We start from the raw sequence: 16,968 nt of genomic DNA, 5'->3' as shown, positions 1-16,968 counted from the left end.
TTTTCTATGGATTTTTTTGAAGAATTTACTTAGACTTTTGCGGCACTTGATTTACCGACTTTTGGGTTTCCAACTCTTGGTTTTCTAGCTTTGGATAAACAGCTACCCAATCGAGAGAGCGGATTGGCGGAAAAAGCTCAATTTTCGCTACTGATGCGGGAAGTTTCTTTAAATCCAGCGATTTGATTCGTCCTACTGCCAAACCAGATGGAAATTTCTGACTATAAGTAGATGTGGAAACTAAATCTCCTACCTTGACATTTGGGACTTTTTCATAAAACTCCAGCACAGCTTCTGCTGAAGAATCTCCTCGCAAAACACCTTTAGCTGCTGTGCGGCTAACTGATACACCCACTTGACTTTTGAGATCGCTGATTAACAACACGCGGCTAGTATTGGGAGTTACACTTTGCACCAAACCCACTAATCCGCCTTCTGCCTTGACTATGAACCCTTCTTGAATCCCTGCATTCGCACCGCGATTCAAGGTAACTTGTTGCCACCACTGATCAGCACTACGTCCTACTACCCGCGCTGGAATTGGCCGTGATGCTAATGGCTCTTTTTCCACATAGCCTAATAAATCTTGTAGCTTGGTCTTTTGACTTTCCAAATCTACTATACGGGTTTGCAATTCCAATATCCGCGCATCTCTAAGACGTTCTTCTGGAGTTGGCCCTGACTGCAACATCTCTAACGGACGGGTAATTACGTGGTATGTTTCAAGCACCAGTTCACCTTGAGTTTGTCGCAATACCCAAGCACTACCAACTACTAAAGCTAACAACCCGATTTGTAATCCTTTATGATCCCACCAACGCCGTATTGTAACCATATATACCTTCATATACTTAAACAATTAAGTTCTACTTGGATTCTATTTATATAAAACCCAAATAGAACTCAAATAGAACTCAAGTCTGATATTTTTTTTGCTACATATTGCGAGAGCTTTCAGTAACAACTCGTTCTAACTGTTTAAAGTTTTCTAACACACGACCTGTTCCCAGCACAACACAGCAGAGAGGATCGGCGGCAATATGGGTCACAATCCCTGTTTCATGGCTAATTAAGGTGTCTATGCCTTTGAGCAAAGCACCACCACCAGCTAACATAATACCTCTGTCAATAATGTCTGCTGCCAGTTCTGGAGGTGTACGTTCCAATGTCCGCTTCACAGCTTCTATGATTACTGATAGCGGTTCCAACATACTTTCACGGATTTCTGGGGCTTTGATTGTTACAGTTCGCGGAAGACCAGAAAGTAGGTGTAAGCCTCGGATTTCCATCATGGCGTCATTATCATCATTAGTAGGATAGGCAGAACCGAGCCGAATCTTGATGTCCTCGGCAGTGCGTTCACCAATGACTAAGTTATGAACTTTCTTAATATACTGGATAATCGATTCAGTCAGTTCATCCCCAGCAATGCGTACTGATTCGCTGATCACTGTACCTTGAAGACTCAGCACCGCAACTTCTGTTGTACCACCACCAATATCAATGATCATGTTGCCAGTCGGTTCAGCAACAGGTAGTCCTGCACCAATGGCAGCAGCTACAGGTTCATCGATTAAATAAACTTTTCTTGCTCCTGCTTGATGAGCAGCATCCATTACAGCTCGCCTTTCTACTCCTGTGACACCACTGGGAATACCAATGACAATCCGGGGTAAAATCAAAGACCTACCTTCATTTACACGCTGAATAAAGCTTTTCAGCATCAGCTCGGCTATATCGAAATCAGCGATTACACCATCGCGCAAGGGGCGAAGGGCAATCACGTTTCCAGGTGTGCGGCCGAGCATTTTTTTGGCTTCTTCTCCTACTGCCAGTGCTACCTTTTCGTTGACATCGATAGCAACTACAGAAGGCTCTTGCAGTACAATACCTTTACCTGATACATAAACCAGGGTGTTTGCGGTACCGAGGTCGATACCCATATCCCATGATGTGCGAAAGTTCCTAAAAATACCCACGCGTCTATAAGCCCCCTATGTGCGATACTTCTTGACTACAACGGTAGAGTTGATTTGATTATGTTTATATCCTGAGTTCAGTAAACTAGACTATATTTTTATATGATTCCCAGGAATATTTACGATGTCTCAGCTATGTATGTTTTGATATTCTCTGGTTAATTTAGTATATCCGTATAGTTTTATGTGTTTCTCCAAGTAATATGTATAATTTTTCAAGTCAACTATATTGTTAACTGTTTAACACATTATTTTCAAGTGTTTCACAATTCGCTATGATGAAAGTCTAAATTACTAAGTACGCATGTACTAAAAGGTAACGCACATGAGTATCAATATTGTCACTCTTGTTGGTCGTGTAGGTAGCGACCCTGATATAAAATATTTTGAATCTGGTAGTGTTAAGTGTAAATTGACGCTAGCTGTAAAAAGGCGATCGCGCAACAGCGATGAACCTGACTGGTTCACTCTGGAATTATGGGATAAGACGGCTGAGGTAGCAGGTAATTATGTGCGTAAGGGAAGTCTAATTGGGATAAAGGGTTCCTTGAAGTTTGACACATGGAGCGATCGCCAAACGGGAGCAAACCGTTCTACACCCATTATTAGAGTAGATCAACTGGATTTATTAGGCTCTAAGCGTGATGGAGAGGGCGGTTCAGGAGATATGTCTTCAGAACATTTTTAATTGGACATTGGTCATTAGTTTTTAGTAATGCTAATGACCAATGACTAATGACTAATGACTAATAACTAATTTGCAGCGTCACCGATGCTTCTACTTGCTGTTCACCACCAACGACAGGGGTGGAAGTGTCGGCGTTGGCTAACTTTTGTGAAGCCTCAGCCCGTAAAAACATTGGTGGTGGTGGTGGACTTGCATTATTAACTTGAATGCTCACCACTTCTTTGCGTTTAAAACCCAAGGCACTGAAAACAGCATCAGCTTGCTGCTGGGCATCTTGGGTAGCTTCTTTTAATGCTTGTTTTTGAGCAGCCGCGATCGCTTCATCATTGGCAACAAAACTAATACCGTTAATTTGTGTCGCACCCGCTTTGACTGCATTATCTAATAATGTACCGGCTTTCTCGGTAGGAATGCGAAAACTTACTGTGTTATTGGCAGCATAACCTGTAATGCGCTGCACATTATTGGTGTAACTGTAAACTGGATTAAGCTGGATACCAGTAGTTTGTAATTTTTCGACATTTTGGCTCTTGAGGAACGCAACTACAGCCGATGACCTCCGGGCGGCTTCTTGCTGTACCTCCTGGGCTGTTTTCCCCTGAATTTCCACTCCTAAATTGACTTGCGCCAAGGTTGTAGGAATTGTTTCTACTCCGCGACCACTGACACTGAGGGTTCGCCACAATTTCTCTTTTTCTTGTGCAAATGTAGGTAGTGTAAAAGTTATACATAGAAGCATTGTCAAAGGCAGCATTTTCCACAGCTTTCCATTAGGAAACTGAGAACCGAATAAAGCGGCTCTGGTCATAAGATTTGCACTCCTCAAAGTATCCACAGATGTTTTTAATAAACGTATGTAGCAATATTGTGGTAGCTGTTGACTCTCAACAGCTACCACAAGTTTTTCACAACTTAAGTGCGATCGCTAGATACAATTTGTATGTTCTTACTTTGACACTGCCATAGTTAAAAGCTGAAATGGTTACATTTTTGGAAACTAAAAAATTACACTAGTACGCCACAGCGGAAATAGATAGACGTTTTTCAGAAACGCGTCAAAATCAAAGAGAAGGATTTTCACGGAACCCATGTATTTGTTAAATCCAATCAACTTCTCTTTTCCTCTGCTGGCTAGTGCAACAGAAGCCGCAGACAGTTCAATGGTAGTAGCAGCAGTGTTACTAAGCTTAGTAGTCGTTTATCTCGCCAGCAAAGTTGGTGGAGAGTTATCAAACCAAGTGGGTTTACCGCCTGTCTTAGGCGAACTCGTAGGTGGTGTGGTAGTTGGCATCTCTGTTTTTCACCTTTTGGTGTTTCCAGAAGGCGGCACAGACAGTTCTAACTCTTTGATCATGTCCTTCCTTCAAATCACTGCTGGTTTAACGCCTGAAGCCACTCCAGCCGTATTTGCAGCGCAGTCTGAGGTCATTTCGGTTTTGGCAGAATTGGGTGTGATCATCCTACTGTTTGAAATCGGCTTGGAATCGAACTTAAAAGATTTAATGGCAGTTGGTATCCAAGCCACTGTTGTAGCAATAGTGGGGGTAGTAGTACCCTTTGCAGCTGGTACTGTGGGACTGATGACTTTGTTTGGTATTGCTGCTATACCCGCAATTTTTGCCGGGGCGGCTTTGACTGCCACTAGTATCGGTATTACTTCCAAAGTGCTATCAGAATTGGGGCGACTCAATTCTAAAGAAGGGCAGATTATTCTAGGTGCTGCCGTAATTGACGATGTATTAGGAATCATCGTTTTAGCGGTAGTTGCCAGCCTAGCTAAAGATGGTGTGGTGGATGTCAGCAAAGTTATTTATTTGATTATCAGCGCTACTGGTTTTATTTTGGGAGCAATCCTACTAGGCAATGTTTTCAATAAATCCTTTGTAGCGATCGCTAATAAACTCAAAACACGCGGTGGACTAGTAATACCAGCATTCATCTTCGCTTTTGCTATGGCATACCTTGCCGCCGTCATCCACTTAGAAGCAATTCTGGGAGCTTTTGCGGCGGGTTTAGTCTTAGAAGAGACAGATAAGCGCAAAGAACTGCAAAAGCAAGTCATACCCATTGCTGATATGCTGGTGCCAATTTTCTTTGTGACTGTTGGGGCAAAAACCGATTTAGGAGTGCTAAACCCAGCAATTCCCGATAATCGGGAAGGTTTAATTATGGCAACTTTCCTGATCACAGTAGCCATTCTTGGTAAAGTAATCACAGGCTTAAGCGTGTTTGGTCAACCGGAAATCAACCGTTTAGCGATCGGTGTGGGGATGATTCCTAGAGGGGAAGTTGGATTAGTATTTGCTGGTGTCGGTGCAGCCAGTGGCGCTCTCTCGAAACCATTAGGGGCAGCAATTATCATGATGGTTATCTTGACAACCTTTTTAGCCCCTCCTTTGTTACGATTTGTATTTCCAGACCCAAAAACTGTGGATTCAGGCTCAGACCAACTGATTTTAGATGGTTCCTCTGGAACCTCGTTAGTAATTGAACCGCCTCAGTCAAGAGTGCCAGCATCAAATGACAGTGGCAATTTGGAAGTAACCCCAGAATCTAGCGATCGCTAATCAAAGTCTTGGGTAAATTCTTACTGAGTTCTGAGTGATTTTCGCTCAGAACTTAGGACTCTGAATTCAGTACTATTACCATACTTTAAAGGTTTTGCGATTATGCAGTGGAAACTTCTCTTCCTAAATTTCCGTCCCGTCTGATTGTAGAATAATCGTCTGTTTATAATTTCTACCAGCATTTGGAATGTTATTTATTTCTAGTCTCCCTTGGCTTGTGAGCCTTTATTTGAAAATCTTCCAGGTAATTGGGGAGTAACACCCATAAATTTTGCTAGATCTTCTCAAAAGAATGGGAATTATCTATTTAGTACATTGATGGCGAAAAACAAAAAACAGTTATCAGTGAACGGTTATCAGTTATTAGTTTTCTAGCTTCTTTGGGAGTCAAAGTTCCTACCTCTGAAGGTGGAAAACTTCACATGGGGATTTAGTCCCATATGAAACCTGCTAACTGATTTAAGCGCGTCTTTATACCATTTTAAAAAATCAAAAAAGGCATCAAAGGTCAAGTTTAGGTGGTGACGGTCTGATGATTTACCAATGAGTTGAGATATTAAACAAGAGGCAAGGGAGCAGGGAGCAGGGAGCAGGGGAGATAGAACAGAAAGGGGATCTGACCCCACCTGAACGAGAACTACTCAATAGAAGTGGGGGACTCAGACCCATGTTTTTCCCTTCATTCCACAGCAGTTCTTGATGGGAGTATTTCCCCCTGCTCCCTGCCCCCTTCCCCCTGCTTCTTCATTGACGGCTCCCATGAACGTGAATTAGGAGAAAGAACTGTGAAATTACACTGGTTACTACCCAGTACTATTGGAACTATCTTCATGCTATCGTCGCCGGTAATGGCTGCGAGACTGGAATCTTGGCGCTTTGATGCCAATCAAAACAGGCTGGAAATTAATACTGTAGGAACAGTTCAACCCCAGGCACAACTAATTTTCAATCCAACTCGGCTGGTAATTGATTTGCCAGGAACCACATTTGGGCGTCCGCAGCTAACCCAACAGGTGGGCGGTGGAATTCGCTCGATCCGGGTTGGGCAGTTTGATGCAGAAACAACCCGTATAGTTGTGGAACTGACTCCTGGCTATACTTTAGACCCCAAACGAGTACAATTTGTAGGTACAACTGGCGATCGCTGGAGGGTGCAATTACCTAAACCAGAAGTTGATAGAGTAGCCTCATCTCCCACTTTATCTCCCAGAAGTGCCTACACTGTTGTTACCCCAGACACTGAACCTCAACCTAGTATTTCAAGGGTTGCCACTACTAGACGAGGGGCGACTAAAATTGAGAGCTTACAAGTAACAGGCGATGGGTTGTTCATCCGCACCAGTGGTGGTAATTCTCCGATTCGGGTAATTCGCAGCCGCGATCGCGCTACCATTTTCATGGATATCTCTGACGCATCTTTATCACCACGTCTGGTGCAACAGAATAATATCCCTGTTAACAGACATGGTGTTAGCCGCGTCGAATTTACCCAACTACAAAGCCAACCTCCTGGCGTTCGCCTGACTTTGCGGGTAGATAAAAATAGCCCTGACTGGCAAGCAACTAATACTAACAGTGGTGGATTAGTAGTTCTACCTAGTCGCGTTGTTAGATTGGGTGGAAATAATAATTCTGGCAATCAGTCACAACCACCTTCCTTTCCCAGCAGACCATCTGCCAACAACTCCCCAGCAACAATTGAGTCTGTACAACTGGCTGATAATGGCAGACAACTCCTAATTAGAGGCGACCAAACTTTATCTGCCACGGGAACCTGGGATAGATCCTTAGGTGTGTTCCGCGTCACAATTACCAATGCTAAATTAGCTCCCAGAGTCACAGGTCCGACTTTTACTGCCAATAGCCCCATTCTCCGGGTACGTCTGCAACCCCAACAACCCAACACAGTCGTTGTTTTAATTCAACCAGCAGGCGGAGTGCAACTTGGGCAACCTCAACAAATCGGTGACCAGCTTTTGGTATCAATACAAGGTTCTCGACGAGTTGTTGCCCTCCCCGGAAGACCACCCTTTGCTTTACCTGGGCTACCACCGCCAAACCGGGGACCATTCCCAGACCCAAACAATCCCAATCCCCAGCCCCTAAGACAACCACAACGCCCACTTGCCAATGGACGAGTAGTAGTCCTGATTGACCCCGGACATGGCGGTAAAGACCCTGGAGCAGTAGGTCTTGGCGGATTACGCGAAAAGGATATTATTTTGTCTATTGGCAAAAGAATAGCTCAGGTTTTGCAGCAGAATGGCGTACAAGTAGTTATGACACGGGATTCTGACTATTTCGTTACCCTTCCGGGACGGGTGCAATTAGCAGAGCGAGCGAATGCTGATGTCTTTGTTAGCATTCATGCTAATGCAGTTGGGCCAGGTCGTTCGGATGTCAGTGGCTTAGAAACGTATTATTACGACAGTGGTTTGGGTCTAGCTCGCACTGTCCATAAAAGTATTCTTCAAAGTGTAAATGTCAGAGATAGGGGAGTGCGGCGAGCCAGATTTTTTGTCCTCAGAAAAAGTTCCATGCCTTCTATTCTTGTAGAAACAGGTTATTTGACTGGTCGAGATGATAACGCTAAACTCAGAACCTCAGCTTACCAAAAGCAAATGGCAGATGCGATCGCTCGTGGCGTTCTTCAGTATCTAAAGAGAAGATAAGTAATTTAGTCGAAATTATTGAGTAAATACATCTAATCTTTACCATTTTTATCCAATTTAGTAGTAAACAATTTAAGTATTTTTGCGGCGGGATAGGAGTAGCTTCTTTGTTATTGTCATCTGATGATTTGCAAGCCAAGCGATTTTGGATTTTGGATTAACCCCACCAATAAAGGGATAGAGGTTGAGAATTTTAAATTTTCGATGATGGAATTATTTCACGCCACAAGGAGTGTTAGTGTATCAAAGCGATAGTCCGCTATGAACCAAAAATCAAAAAATCTAAAATTAGGAATCTAAAATCTAAAATTGACAGTCAAATTTATATAGGCTCATGGCATGGCAAAATCAGAGGAGCGTGCTATATTTTACGCCATTAGCTGTGTCTTAATAACAGCGCAAAACTCAAGTGTGCGCGGTGACGGTGTGAGGATTTGCCAATATGTTGAGATGTTGACCAGAAATAAAAAGGTACTGAGCAAATAAATTTATTTATAGGCTTGGTAAATTTTTTGACTTTTGACTTTTGACTTTTGACTTCCCCAAAGGGGCTGACGGCTCCCATGAATGTGAATTAGGAGAAAGGACTGTGAAATTACACTGGTTACTATCCAGTACTATTGGAACTATCTTCATGCTGTCGTCGCCGGCAATGGCCGCGAGACTACAATCTTGGCGTTTTGATACCAACCAAAATCGTCTGGAAATTAATACCTTGGGGGATGTTCAACCCCAAGCACAATTAATTTTTAACCCCACTCGTTTGGTAATTGATTTGCCAGGAACCACATTTGGGCGTCCGCAGTTAACCCAACAGGTGGGCGGTGCAATCCGCGCTATCCGTGTTGGGCAATTTGACGAACAAACAACGCGCATAGTCGTTGAACTGACTCCTGGTTATACTCTTGACCCCAAGGCAGTACAATTTGTTGGCACAACTGGCAATCGCTGGATGGTACAATTACCTACGCCAGTAGCTGAGAATGTCCCCTCAAATACTGGGGGGCGACAAGAACAAGCTATAGCAACAGAAACTTCACCGAGAACATTTCCACCAGTGTTCTCCCAAAGAAATATTTACAACGTAGTGACAGCAAACCCTGTCAATCCGCCTAAAAACAGAATGCTTGCCGCCAGGGTTACTCAAATTGAGAACTTACAAGTCACAGGGGATGGTTTTTTCATCCGCACCAATGGTGGTAATCCTCAGATTCAGGTAAATCCTAGCAACGATCAAAGGGCAGTTAACATTGATATTACTGGCGCTACTTTATCACCAAATCTAGGGCAGCGCGATTTACCGATTAATCGCTATGGTGTCAATCGCATTCAGTTCAGCCAACTACAAACAAGCCCGTCTGTTGTTCGCATAACTTTACAGGTGGACGAAAATAGTCAAAATTGGCGAGCAACCACTAGCAGCATTGGTGGTTTTGTGGTTCTGCCTAGTCGTGGCGTTGCTCAGTTGCCTGGAGGTAATAGTCCACGCCCAATGCCATCTAGTAACACCTCAACTGCTACCATTCAGTCTGTGCAATTGGCTGGTAATGGCACACAACTGCTCATTAGAGGCGACCAAGCTTTATCTGCTACAGGAGGCTGGGATAGAACTTCTGGTCTGTTCCGCATTACCATCAACAATGCTCGGTTAGCTCCCAGAGTTACAGGTCCGACTTTTAATGCTAATAGCCCTATCCTGCGAGTCCGTTTGCAACCACAAGAATCCAATACTGTCGTCGTCTTAATTCAACCAGCAGCCGGGGTACAAATTGGGGAACTCAATCAGGTTGGCGACCAGCTTTTGGCTTTAGAATTACAACGCTCTGGTAGCGTCACACCTCCTCTGCCATCGCCAAATCTAAGTCAATTCCCAAACCCCACAGATAATCCCCGTCCTATCTCCCAGCCACAGCCGCGCCCCTCAGTTCCCAGAGGGAAATTACTAGTTGTGATTGACCCAGGACATGGTGGAAAAGACTCAGGTGCCCCAGGTCTAGGCGGACTTTTAGAAAAGGACGTAATCCTGCCTATTGGTAAAAGAGTAGCAGCAATTTTAGAGCAAAATGGTGTACAGGCGGTACTCACACGGGATGCTGACTTTTTCGTAGAACTTCAGGGACGGGTAGAAATTGCCGAGCGAGTTAATGCAACTGCATTTGTCAGCATTCACGCTAATTCGGTTGATAATCGTCCTGATGTTAATGGGTTAGAAGTATATTATTACGATAGCGGTTATGCTCTGGCTGAAGTAGTTCGCAATAGTATCCTCCAGAACATCGGTACAATCAAAGACCGGGGAACCCGCAAAGCCAGATTCTACGTCCTCAGAAAAAGCTCTATGCCCTCGATTTTAGTAGAAACAGGTTATATGAGTGGCCGAGAAGACAATCCCAGATTGGGAACACCAGAGTATCAAAATCAGATGGCAGAAGCGATCGCTCGTGGCATCCTAAAATACTTACAGCGCTAATTAATATAGTAAAAATTACTAATTAAAAGGTGGTATTTAGACTCCTTTGGCATCCAGAATTTAGTGGTCAATTTGGAGATTGTCTGCTAAATTCTGTATCTTAAATCCCAAAACCTAAATTAATATCTGCCTGTGTATTCATCTTCGATCTTTGAAACGAATCTTGACACTTTTTCCGAGCAAGAACCCCAACGTGCCCCAATTGGCATCTTTGACAGTGGTGTGGGTGGACTGACAGTACTGCGACAACTATATCGGCAACTCCCCAATGAATCAATTATTTACTTTGGGGATACAGCTAGACTTCCTTACGGAATTCGTTCCCAAGCAGAAATTTTACAATTCACGCGTGAAATTATTACCTGGCTACAACAGCAGCAGGTAAAAATGGTAATTATGGCTTGTAATACCAGTTCTGCTCTAGCCCTAGAAACCGTGCGTCAGGAATTCAACATACCCATTTTAGGAGTAATCCTACCGGGTGCAAAAGCTGCGGTGCAACAAGGAAAGCGGATTGGTGTAATTGCCACTCCCGCTACGGCTAAGAGTAATGCTTATAAGCACGCAATAATCGAAATTGCTCCTGAAGTTCAAGTCTGGCAAGTTGGATGTCCAGAGTTTGTGCCACTCATCGAGCAAAACCGGATTCATGACCCCTATACTGCTGAAATAGCACGAGCCTACCTAAAGCCTTTAATAGAGCAGGAAATTGACACCTTAGTTCACGGTTGTACCCATTATCCCCACCTTACACCAGTATTGCGATCGCTCCTGCCCTCCCATGTCCAACTGATTGACCCAGCTGTTCATGTCGTAGTAGCTTGTGCCCAAGAGTTAGACTTACTAGGCTTAAAAAATACCCATCTCCCACTGCCAACTCGCTTCGCTGTTAGTGGTTGTCCGAAACAGTTTTCCCAGTCGGGAGTGCAGTGGCTAGGCTATACCCCAATGGTTGAAGAGGTTTGCTTCACTGATACCGCTATTTCTCAACTCCATTGAAGGAGGCAGGGGGCAGGGGGCAGGGAGCAGGGGAGAAGAGTTTTCCCCTCAGCAAGAGCAGCACCCCGCCCCTGGAGCCTCTTTATCAATGCCCAATCCCCAATCCCTACTGACTATTAACTGCTTCAGTCACTTTTGCTCTTACCGATATCTCCTGCTTGTGTTTTCCTTCGGTAGATGAAGGGAAACTTGTCGGAACAGTCTTTGTACCCGTTCGCTTTGCCAGTGCTAACAACAGGTAGACTGTGAACAAATATCCAGACGCTAAAATAAAAATCATCATAGGTATACTTCCGTAAATCATTGTTCTACTAGCACCTTTCTAAATAAATATAAAATTCCATAAAATTAGTAGAACCTCAGCCAAGCAAGTGCATCTTGATGGCTGTAGCTTCATAATGGTAAAATTACCTATAGAGATAAAATTCTCTACAGAAAAATAATTTATTCGCTAATACGACTTATTGCAGACCATAGATCCCACAGCAGTTAGATTCCTAAAAAGCAATCTAAAACTATGATTCTTTGCGGTCTACTTGATCTGCTTTATTTTTGCTCACATTGCTGTGAAAGGAGCAATGCTTGCGCTCAACGTGCGCTGAAGACGTGTAGCGGCTTCCCATAGGGATATCGCATAGCTCCAAACCAGGACTTTCCCGGATCGTAGGAAAAATTAAAGGAATTATTTCCTTGATTTTAAACTACGACTAATTATTTTAGACTTACATCACCGAGTCAGTAAAATCAACTACTAAATGACTTACTTTTGGGGTGTGAATATCTGAAAAATTTAAAATTCCTATATTTTAGCGTAACACAACGACCTTAAATTTTGAGCCTATTCGACTGCTAAATTTCAAATTTTTTGAGTAGCTACACTTCAGTCCTGAATAAATTTAATCTGACTCGTTGGTGACTCATTTAAATTGAATTCATTTTGTCAATAGGCAATATTCCTTAATTTATTTGAACTGTGGCGGGAAAGGTGTACCGAGAAACTACTTAATATAATTTAAGCTGATATTTATTCCCATGTACTTATAACTCGTGTTTGAAGTTATTTTTAAACCTGAGTTACAAAAAATTAAGCATAATTGCTTATTGACAAATATACTATTAACCTTAAGTATCACCTATAGACTCATGAAAATGGGATTACCTTATGAAAACTTTGCGCTGGCACAGGGTTATCTTAAAATGAGTGTAGGATATGTAAACTTTCGTAACCTAAGTCAGAGTCCGCCCATCCATGACCCCAGCCACCTCCCTGTTTACCCCTGTGGAAGCAGACCTGCGACTACTAGCAGATAACCTAAAACAGCTAGTTGGAAATCGCCACCCCATTCTGTTTGCAGCAGCCGAACATTTATTCGGTGCTGGGGGAAAGCGTATCAGACCAGCAATTGTCCTGCTAATATCGCGGGCAACAATGTTAGAACAAGACATCACGCCGCGTCATCGCCGCCTAGCTGAGATTACAGAAATGATTCACACAGCTAGCTTGGTACATGACGATGTGGTAGATGAATCAGATGTGCGGCGAGGCGTTCCTACCGTTCATAGTTTGTTCGGTAATCGCATTGCCATATTAGCAGGAGATTTTCTTTTTGCCCAATCGTCCTGGTATTTAGCAAACTTGGACAATTTAGAGGTAGTAAAACTCCTCTCAGAAGTCATTATGGATCTGGCTACTGGGGAGATCCAGCAGGGACTGAATCGTTTTGATGCTAGCATCTCTATTGAAACTTACCTTCAGAAGAGTTATTACAAAACAGCTTCATTAATCGCCAACAGTTCTAAAGCTGCTGGGTTACTCAGTGAAGTTTCGCGAGAAACTGTTGAGCATCTATATAGCTACGGTCGTCATTTTGGTATAGCATTTCAAATTGTTGACGACATTCTAGATTTCACCAGTACAACAGATACCTTGGGTAAACCAGTGGGGTCGGATCTTAAAAGTGGTAATCTGACTGCACCTGTTTTATTTGCTTTAGCCCAAAAACCATCCTTGGAAGTGCTAATTGAGCGAGAGTTTGCTCAAGAGGGGGATTTAGAGCAAGCACTAGCACTAATTCAGGATAGTCAAGGTATACAGCAGGCGCGAGAGTTAGCTGCTCACCATGCAAAGCTAGCAATTGAACATCTTGCAGTTCTCCCACCCTCAGAATCCCACCAAGCATTGATTAATATAGCTGAGTACACACTGAGCCGCCTTTATTAAATCATTTACCAGTTAACAGGTACAAGATGGGACTTTAGACCCCAAGCGAAACCTTCTACCTGTTCTTAAGTGGAGAAATTTTGCTTAATAGTCAGCTAAAATTTGAAAAATGTTCACTGATAACTGTTTGTTAACCAATTTTAGATTAGACGGGAAATTAAAGCGATCGCTTGCTTCTTTAAAGAACTAGAAGGTTAGTAACTGGCATTAATTTATTTTCATCAAAAACTTTTTCAAACGAATTTGAGATTTAAAATTTTGGATGTGGGATTGTATCTAAAAAATCCCACATCCAAGTTTTTTCTATGCAATATCAGGGGGTATCTGTTTAGGCGATCGCTGTTGTCGTAAGTGTTTCTGCATGAGTTTTTCTAGTTCAGTTCGTCGAATTTCAACGGTATGGGTGGTCTTACCCGGCGTCTCCAAAAAAACGATACTATCTACGGGTTCTAATGCCACCAATTGGAACAAAATATGGGTGACAGGGATAATTTTAGCTAGCATTTGAGGGTCAAGCCCAGCAGGGGAAATTAGAGAGACATCCTGTATGGTAGGGAAAGCGTAAACAACGCGCTTTTCCAATCCTGGATTAGTAAGATTGCTCAATGTTGTTAAAACCCAGCTTGATTCTGAATTTTGGAGAATATAGTACTGGGAGTGACGTAATTTTTGAGCGATCGTTCTAAGGGCAGGAGCAATTGCTGCAATCAAATTTGGTGTCATACCATCGCGGGGTGCATTGTCAATCAGCAATTGAATTTGTGCTTCTAAATCCATAATGACTTGTATACGGCTCCTGGGTAATGGCAATAACATCTATCAAAATGTGAACAATCCCATCGAAGTTGGGAATAATAAAATCAGCCACATTCTCAATATAGGATTGGTCTGCGTTTAGCTTATACGTAAAACCGAAAAAGCCAACACCCACAGTCGTACAGGTTGTATTTAAATACTTAGGGTCTTTTGAAAACCGAGACTATGAATTCAGCCGCAACCGCAACTATTCCATCTGCAAATATTCTGGGAGAAAATTCTAAAGGCGTGGAGGTGATCTTTCAACTCCTGTCCAGGGAGTTTCAACAATCAACCAAAGCTTCGGAACAGAATTGCCACGATGTAGCAAGACGTATTACCACCGAAGTCTATCGGATTTGCCAGGAAAGCAAGCGTATCCAAGCTTCTGGATCTGTAGAAAGCTCGGCGATGACCCTAGCTCGGCATCGGCTACAACAGTGTCTCAGGTACTATCAGTTGGGTTCAAACCGGGGCAGGGTAGAATTACACAGTACTTTGAGTGCAATTATTTATCGATACATTAACCCGCCTCAGAAGCAATTGAGTTATCAAGGGCGACTGACTATAATTGAAGATTTTTTACAGAGTTTTTATTTAGAGGCATTGAACGCTTTCCGGCGAGAAAATCAACTTGGTGCTACTTATCGCCCTCAGACGCTTCTAGAACTGTCCGAGTACATGGCATTTACCGAGCGCTACGGCAAACGACGCATTCCCTTACCAGGCCGTCAGCAGCAGCTAATTATCTTACGGGCGCAAACTTTTTCCCAACAACAGCCCCCAGAAACCAGCGTAGATATAGAACAAGCCGCAGAAGGCAGCAATAATGAAGGCGATGGTTGTTGGGAAGAACCAGCAGTGCATCAATTACGCTCCACAATGGCAACGCAAGCCGAACCCGAACCTGAAGAAGATACCTTGCGTTCCGTTGTAGTTACAGAATTAATGAATTATCTCGAAGAACGACAACAATCTGACTGTGCTGATTACTTTTCTCTCCGCCTCCAGGATTTATCAGCACAGGAAATTGAGTCAATTTTAGGTTTAACCCCTCGTCAGAGAGATTACTTACAACAGCGCTTCAAGTACCATTTGATTCGGTTTGCCTTGTTACATCGTTGGGAATTAGTTCACGAGTGGCTAGAAGCTTCTTTACACACCAATTTGGGCTTAACTCCCCAGCAATGGCAAGTATACACAGCACAACTGGACAATAAGCAACGATCTTTACTAGAGTTGAAGCAACAAGGACAAGCCGATGAAAAAATCGCAAAAACTTTAGGGCTGTCAATGGCACAACTTCAAAAACGATGGTTTAAGATTCTTGAGCAAGCTTGGGAAATTCGTAACTCATTAGTGTCCGGATCAGGTGCATCTACTCATGAATAGTGACTCAGAATCCTTACAATCTCAGTGTCTCGGTTGGTTATTGACAGATAATGTCAAAAATACCGACCAATCTCTAGAATGTGAGGAAAATGACGGGGTAAAAAACCTCCACAATGAAGCCACTGCTTCAAAAAGCAGTGAGCCAAAATTGGGAGGAACGCCCCAGACCTTTCAATTAGGAGAAATTCCTACTGTGCTAGATCGTTTCCAAGCTGTCCTTAAGAATCGCTTACAAATCCAAGCCCAAGATCACCCACCTTTATTTCCTTGGGAAACACAATTAATCGACTATCCCGATTGTGTTGATGAGCCGTCAATGACGCTCGTTCCTGCCTGGGGGTGGATGGTACAACAGTCGAAGCTAAACCTGCCGCGTCCTTTACCGGAGAGAGTTTTTCAGCAATTGCTAGAAAAATGTCAATCAATGGTGACATCTTCAGTGCCTCTGGGAGCAAAATTAGTTCAAGTGGTGGAGAACTTTTTTCCCAACGAGTCTCAAGCACTAAATGATATCGCGGGATTGGTGCTAAGAAGCACGTATCGGTCTGTAAGTACTTTGAATATGCCCAATATTCAGAGCGATTATTCAGATTTACAACCGCGTCAACAAATGGCTTTGTCGTTGCTGGCAGCTAAACAACTGCTGGAAAATCTGACTCTACCACTTTCAGCAGCTAGTCCAGTGGTAGAAAGACAATGGCTAACCACTGTCGGTAATTTGAATATCAAAGTAGAGTATCAGTCTGTAGGTATTACGAAGTTACTTGTTCAGGCTGAGTTACCTGTTAAAGGAACTTTGACACTTCGCACAAGTGGAACTTTAGCAATGGCAACATCTTCAACTCCGGGATACTTAAATGTAGAGTTAGGCTGCGAACAACTTAACCCAACTTATACTTTGGAAGTTGAGTTTCCAGAAGTAGACGAACAGTCGCTTTTGTTTGTGATTAATCCCACTGTGTAATCTTAATTGCCATCGCTAGTACGTAATGCTGAATATCTTAAGGTAACTATTGCCTAGCTGTTGCCTTGGGCTTTTTCTGTCTCTAGATCATACTAGCAACAGGGTGCTTACTTATACTTAAAGCGTGGTTATAACTAACCAGTGGGAGTAAACTTACCCTCTACCCCATAAGTCATTTTTTGTGGGTACTCGTCAGTCCACTCGATTATTAGGAAAGCCTG

Annotated in this window: 14 protein-coding genes; 9 read left to right on the top strand and 5 right to left on the bottom strand. The window is 43.1% G+C overall.

What is annotated here, in order from left to right; all coding sequences use genetic code 11:
• Positions 1 to 25 precede the first annotated feature (25 nt).
• Together mreC and LC608_RS13755 are read right to left on the bottom strand one after the other, a co-directional pair.
• Positions 26 to 835 (bottom strand): rod shape-determining protein MreC, encoded by an 810-nt coding sequence (mreC, locus tag LC608_RS13760; RefSeq protein ID WP_229554068.1) that lies wholly within the window; start codon positions 833 to 835, stop codon positions 26 to 28.
• Positions 836 to 935: 100 nt separating this feature from the next.
• On the bottom strand, positions 936 to 1,943 hold the full coding sequence (locus LC608_RS13755) for a rod shape-determining protein (protein ID WP_229554105.1): 1,008 nt from the start codon (positions 1,941 to 1,943) through the stop codon (positions 936 to 938).
• A gap of 361 nt (positions 1,944 to 2,304) precedes the next feature.
• Between LC608_RS13755 and LC608_RS13750 the strand changes: the two genes are divergently transcribed.
• Positions 2,305 to 2,667 carry a single-stranded DNA-binding protein gene (locus LC608_RS13750; protein WP_229554067.1) on the top strand — a complete coding sequence of 121 codons (363 nt, stop codon included), beginning with the start codon at positions 2,305 to 2,307 and terminating at the stop codon, positions 2,665 to 2,667.
• A 58-nt stretch (positions 2,668 to 2,725) separates the two neighbouring features.
• On the opposite strand, the gene LC608_RS13745 is transcribed toward LC608_RS13750, so the two are convergent.
• Positions 2,726 to 3,475: an SIMPL domain-containing protein gene (locus tag LC608_RS13745; protein ID WP_229554066.1), complete on the bottom strand. Its 750-nt coding sequence runs from the start codon at positions 3,473 to 3,475 to the stop codon at positions 2,726 to 2,728.
• Between the two features lie 29 nt (positions 3,476 to 3,504).
• On the opposite strand from LC608_RS13745, the gene LC608_RS36860 reads away from it, so the two are divergent.
• From LC608_RS36860 to murI, 5 genes are all read left to right on the top strand, one after another.
• On the top strand, positions 3,505 to 3,633 hold the full coding sequence (locus LC608_RS36860) for a hypothetical protein (protein WP_267871071.1): 129 nt from the start codon (positions 3,505 to 3,507) through the stop codon (positions 3,631 to 3,633).
• Positions 3,634 to 3,755: 122 nt separating this feature from the next.
• Positions 3,756 to 5,234, top strand: coding sequence for a cation:proton antiporter (locus tag LC608_RS13740; protein WP_229554065.1), 1,479 nt, complete (start codon positions 3,756 to 3,758; stop codon positions 5,232 to 5,234).
• Between the two features lie 785 nt (positions 5,235 to 6,019).
• A complete protein-coding gene (locus LC608_RS13735) occupies positions 6,020 to 7,906 on the top strand; it encodes an N-acetylmuramoyl-L-alanine amidase (RefSeq protein ID WP_229554064.1) in 1,887 nt (628 codons plus the stop codon).
• 589 nt (positions 7,907 to 8,495) lie between these two features.
• Positions 8,496 to 10,376 (top strand): N-acetylmuramoyl-L-alanine amidase, encoded by a 1,881-nt coding sequence (locus LC608_RS13730; protein ID WP_229554063.1) that lies wholly within the window; start codon positions 8,496 to 8,498, stop codon positions 10,374 to 10,376.
• A 132-nt stretch (positions 10,377 to 10,508) separates the two neighbouring features.
• Complete coding sequence (gene murI, locus LC608_RS13725; protein WP_229554062.1) at positions 10,509 to 11,375, top strand: glutamate racemase; 867 nt, start codon at positions 10,509 to 10,511, stop codon at positions 11,373 to 11,375.
• Between the two features lie 106 nt (positions 11,376 to 11,481).
• Here the strand turns inward: murI and LC608_RS13720 are convergent, their stop codons facing one another.
• Positions 11,482 to 11,679, bottom strand: coding sequence for a hypothetical protein (locus tag LC608_RS13720; RefSeq protein WP_229483934.1), 198 nt, complete (start codon positions 11,677 to 11,679; stop codon positions 11,482 to 11,484).
• Positions 11,680 to 12,624: 945 nt separating this feature from the next.
• Between LC608_RS13720 and sds the strand changes: the two genes are divergently transcribed.
• Complete coding sequence (gene sds / locus LC608_RS13715) at positions 12,625 to 13,596, top strand: solanesyl diphosphate synthase (protein ID WP_118163220.1); 972 nt, start codon at positions 12,625 to 12,627, stop codon at positions 13,594 to 13,596.
• A gap of 303 nt (positions 13,597 to 13,899) precedes the next feature.
• Here the strand turns inward: sds and LC608_RS13710 are convergent, their stop codons facing one another.
• A complete protein-coding gene (locus LC608_RS13710) occupies positions 13,900 to 14,373 on the bottom strand; it encodes a hypothetical protein (protein ID WP_109012329.1) in 474 nt (157 codons plus the stop codon).
• A 204-nt stretch (positions 14,374 to 14,577) separates the two neighbouring features.
• Between LC608_RS13710 and hetZ the strand changes: the two genes are divergently transcribed.
• Together hetZ and LC608_RS13700 are read left to right on the top strand one after the other, a co-directional pair.
• Positions 14,578 to 15,783, top strand: a complete 1,206-nt coding sequence (gene hetZ / locus LC608_RS13705) for a heterocyst differentiation protein HetZ (RefSeq protein WP_229554061.1) — start codon at positions 14,578 to 14,580, stop codon at positions 15,781 to 15,783.
• Positions 15,776 to 16,747 (top strand): PatU, encoded by a 972-nt coding sequence (locus LC608_RS13700; RefSeq protein WP_229554060.1) that lies wholly within the window; start codon positions 15,776 to 15,778, stop codon positions 16,745 to 16,747. Before hetZ ends, LC608_RS13700 begins: the two co-directional genes overlap by 8 nt.
• The last annotated feature ends 221 nt before the right edge of the window (positions 16,748 to 16,968 follow it).

The sequence above is a fragment of the Nostoc sp. XA010 genome (assembly GCF_020829625.1).
GTDB lineage: Bacteria > Cyanobacteriota > Cyanobacteriia > Cyanobacteriales > Nostocaceae > Nostoc.
Note: the sequence above shows the minus strand (reverse complement) of the source record. Positions and strands in the feature narration are given on the sequence as shown.

Excerpts from the sequence above, each read along its gene's own strand:
- LC608_RS13700 (WP_229554060.1), top strand. The coding sequence starts at position 15,776 with ATGAATAGTGACTCAGAATCCTTACAATCTCAGTGTCTCGGTTGGTTA.
- LC608_RS13710 (WP_109012329.1), bottom strand. The coding sequence starts at position 14,373 with ATGGATTTAGAAGCACAAATTCAATTGCTGATTGACAATGCACCCCGC.
- LC608_RS13740 (WP_229554065.1), top strand. The coding sequence starts at position 3,756 with ATGTATTTGTTAAATCCAATCAACTTCTCTTTTCCTCTGCTGGCTAGT.
- sds (WP_118163220.1), top strand. The coding sequence starts at position 12,625 with ATGACCCCAGCCACCTCCCTGTTTACCCCTGTGGAAGCAGACCTGCGA.
- mreC (WP_229554068.1), bottom strand. The coding sequence starts at position 835 with ATGGTTACAATACGGCGTTGGTGGGATCATAAAGGATTACAAATCGGG.
- LC608_RS13720 (WP_229483934.1), bottom strand. The coding sequence starts at position 11,679 with ATGATTTACGGAAGTATACCTATGATGATTTTTATTTTAGCGTCTGGA.
- LC608_RS13750 (WP_229554067.1), top strand. The coding sequence starts at position 2,305 with ATGAGTATCAATATTGTCACTCTTGTTGGTCGTGTAGGTAGCGACCCT.
- LC608_RS36860 (WP_267871071.1), top strand. The coding sequence starts at position 3,505 with ATGTTTTTAATAAACGTATGTAGCAATATTGTGGTAGCTGTTGACTCT.
- LC608_RS13745 (WP_229554066.1), bottom strand. The coding sequence starts at position 3,475 with ATGACCAGAGCCGCTTTATTCGGTTCTCAGTTTCCTAATGGAAAGCTG.
- LC608_RS13755 (WP_229554105.1), bottom strand. The coding sequence starts at position 1,943 with ATGGGTATCGACCTCGGTACCGCAAACACCCTGGTTTATGTATCAGGT.
- hetZ (WP_229554061.1), top strand. The coding sequence starts at position 14,578 with ATGAATTCAGCCGCAACCGCAACTATTCCATCTGCAAATATTCTGGGA.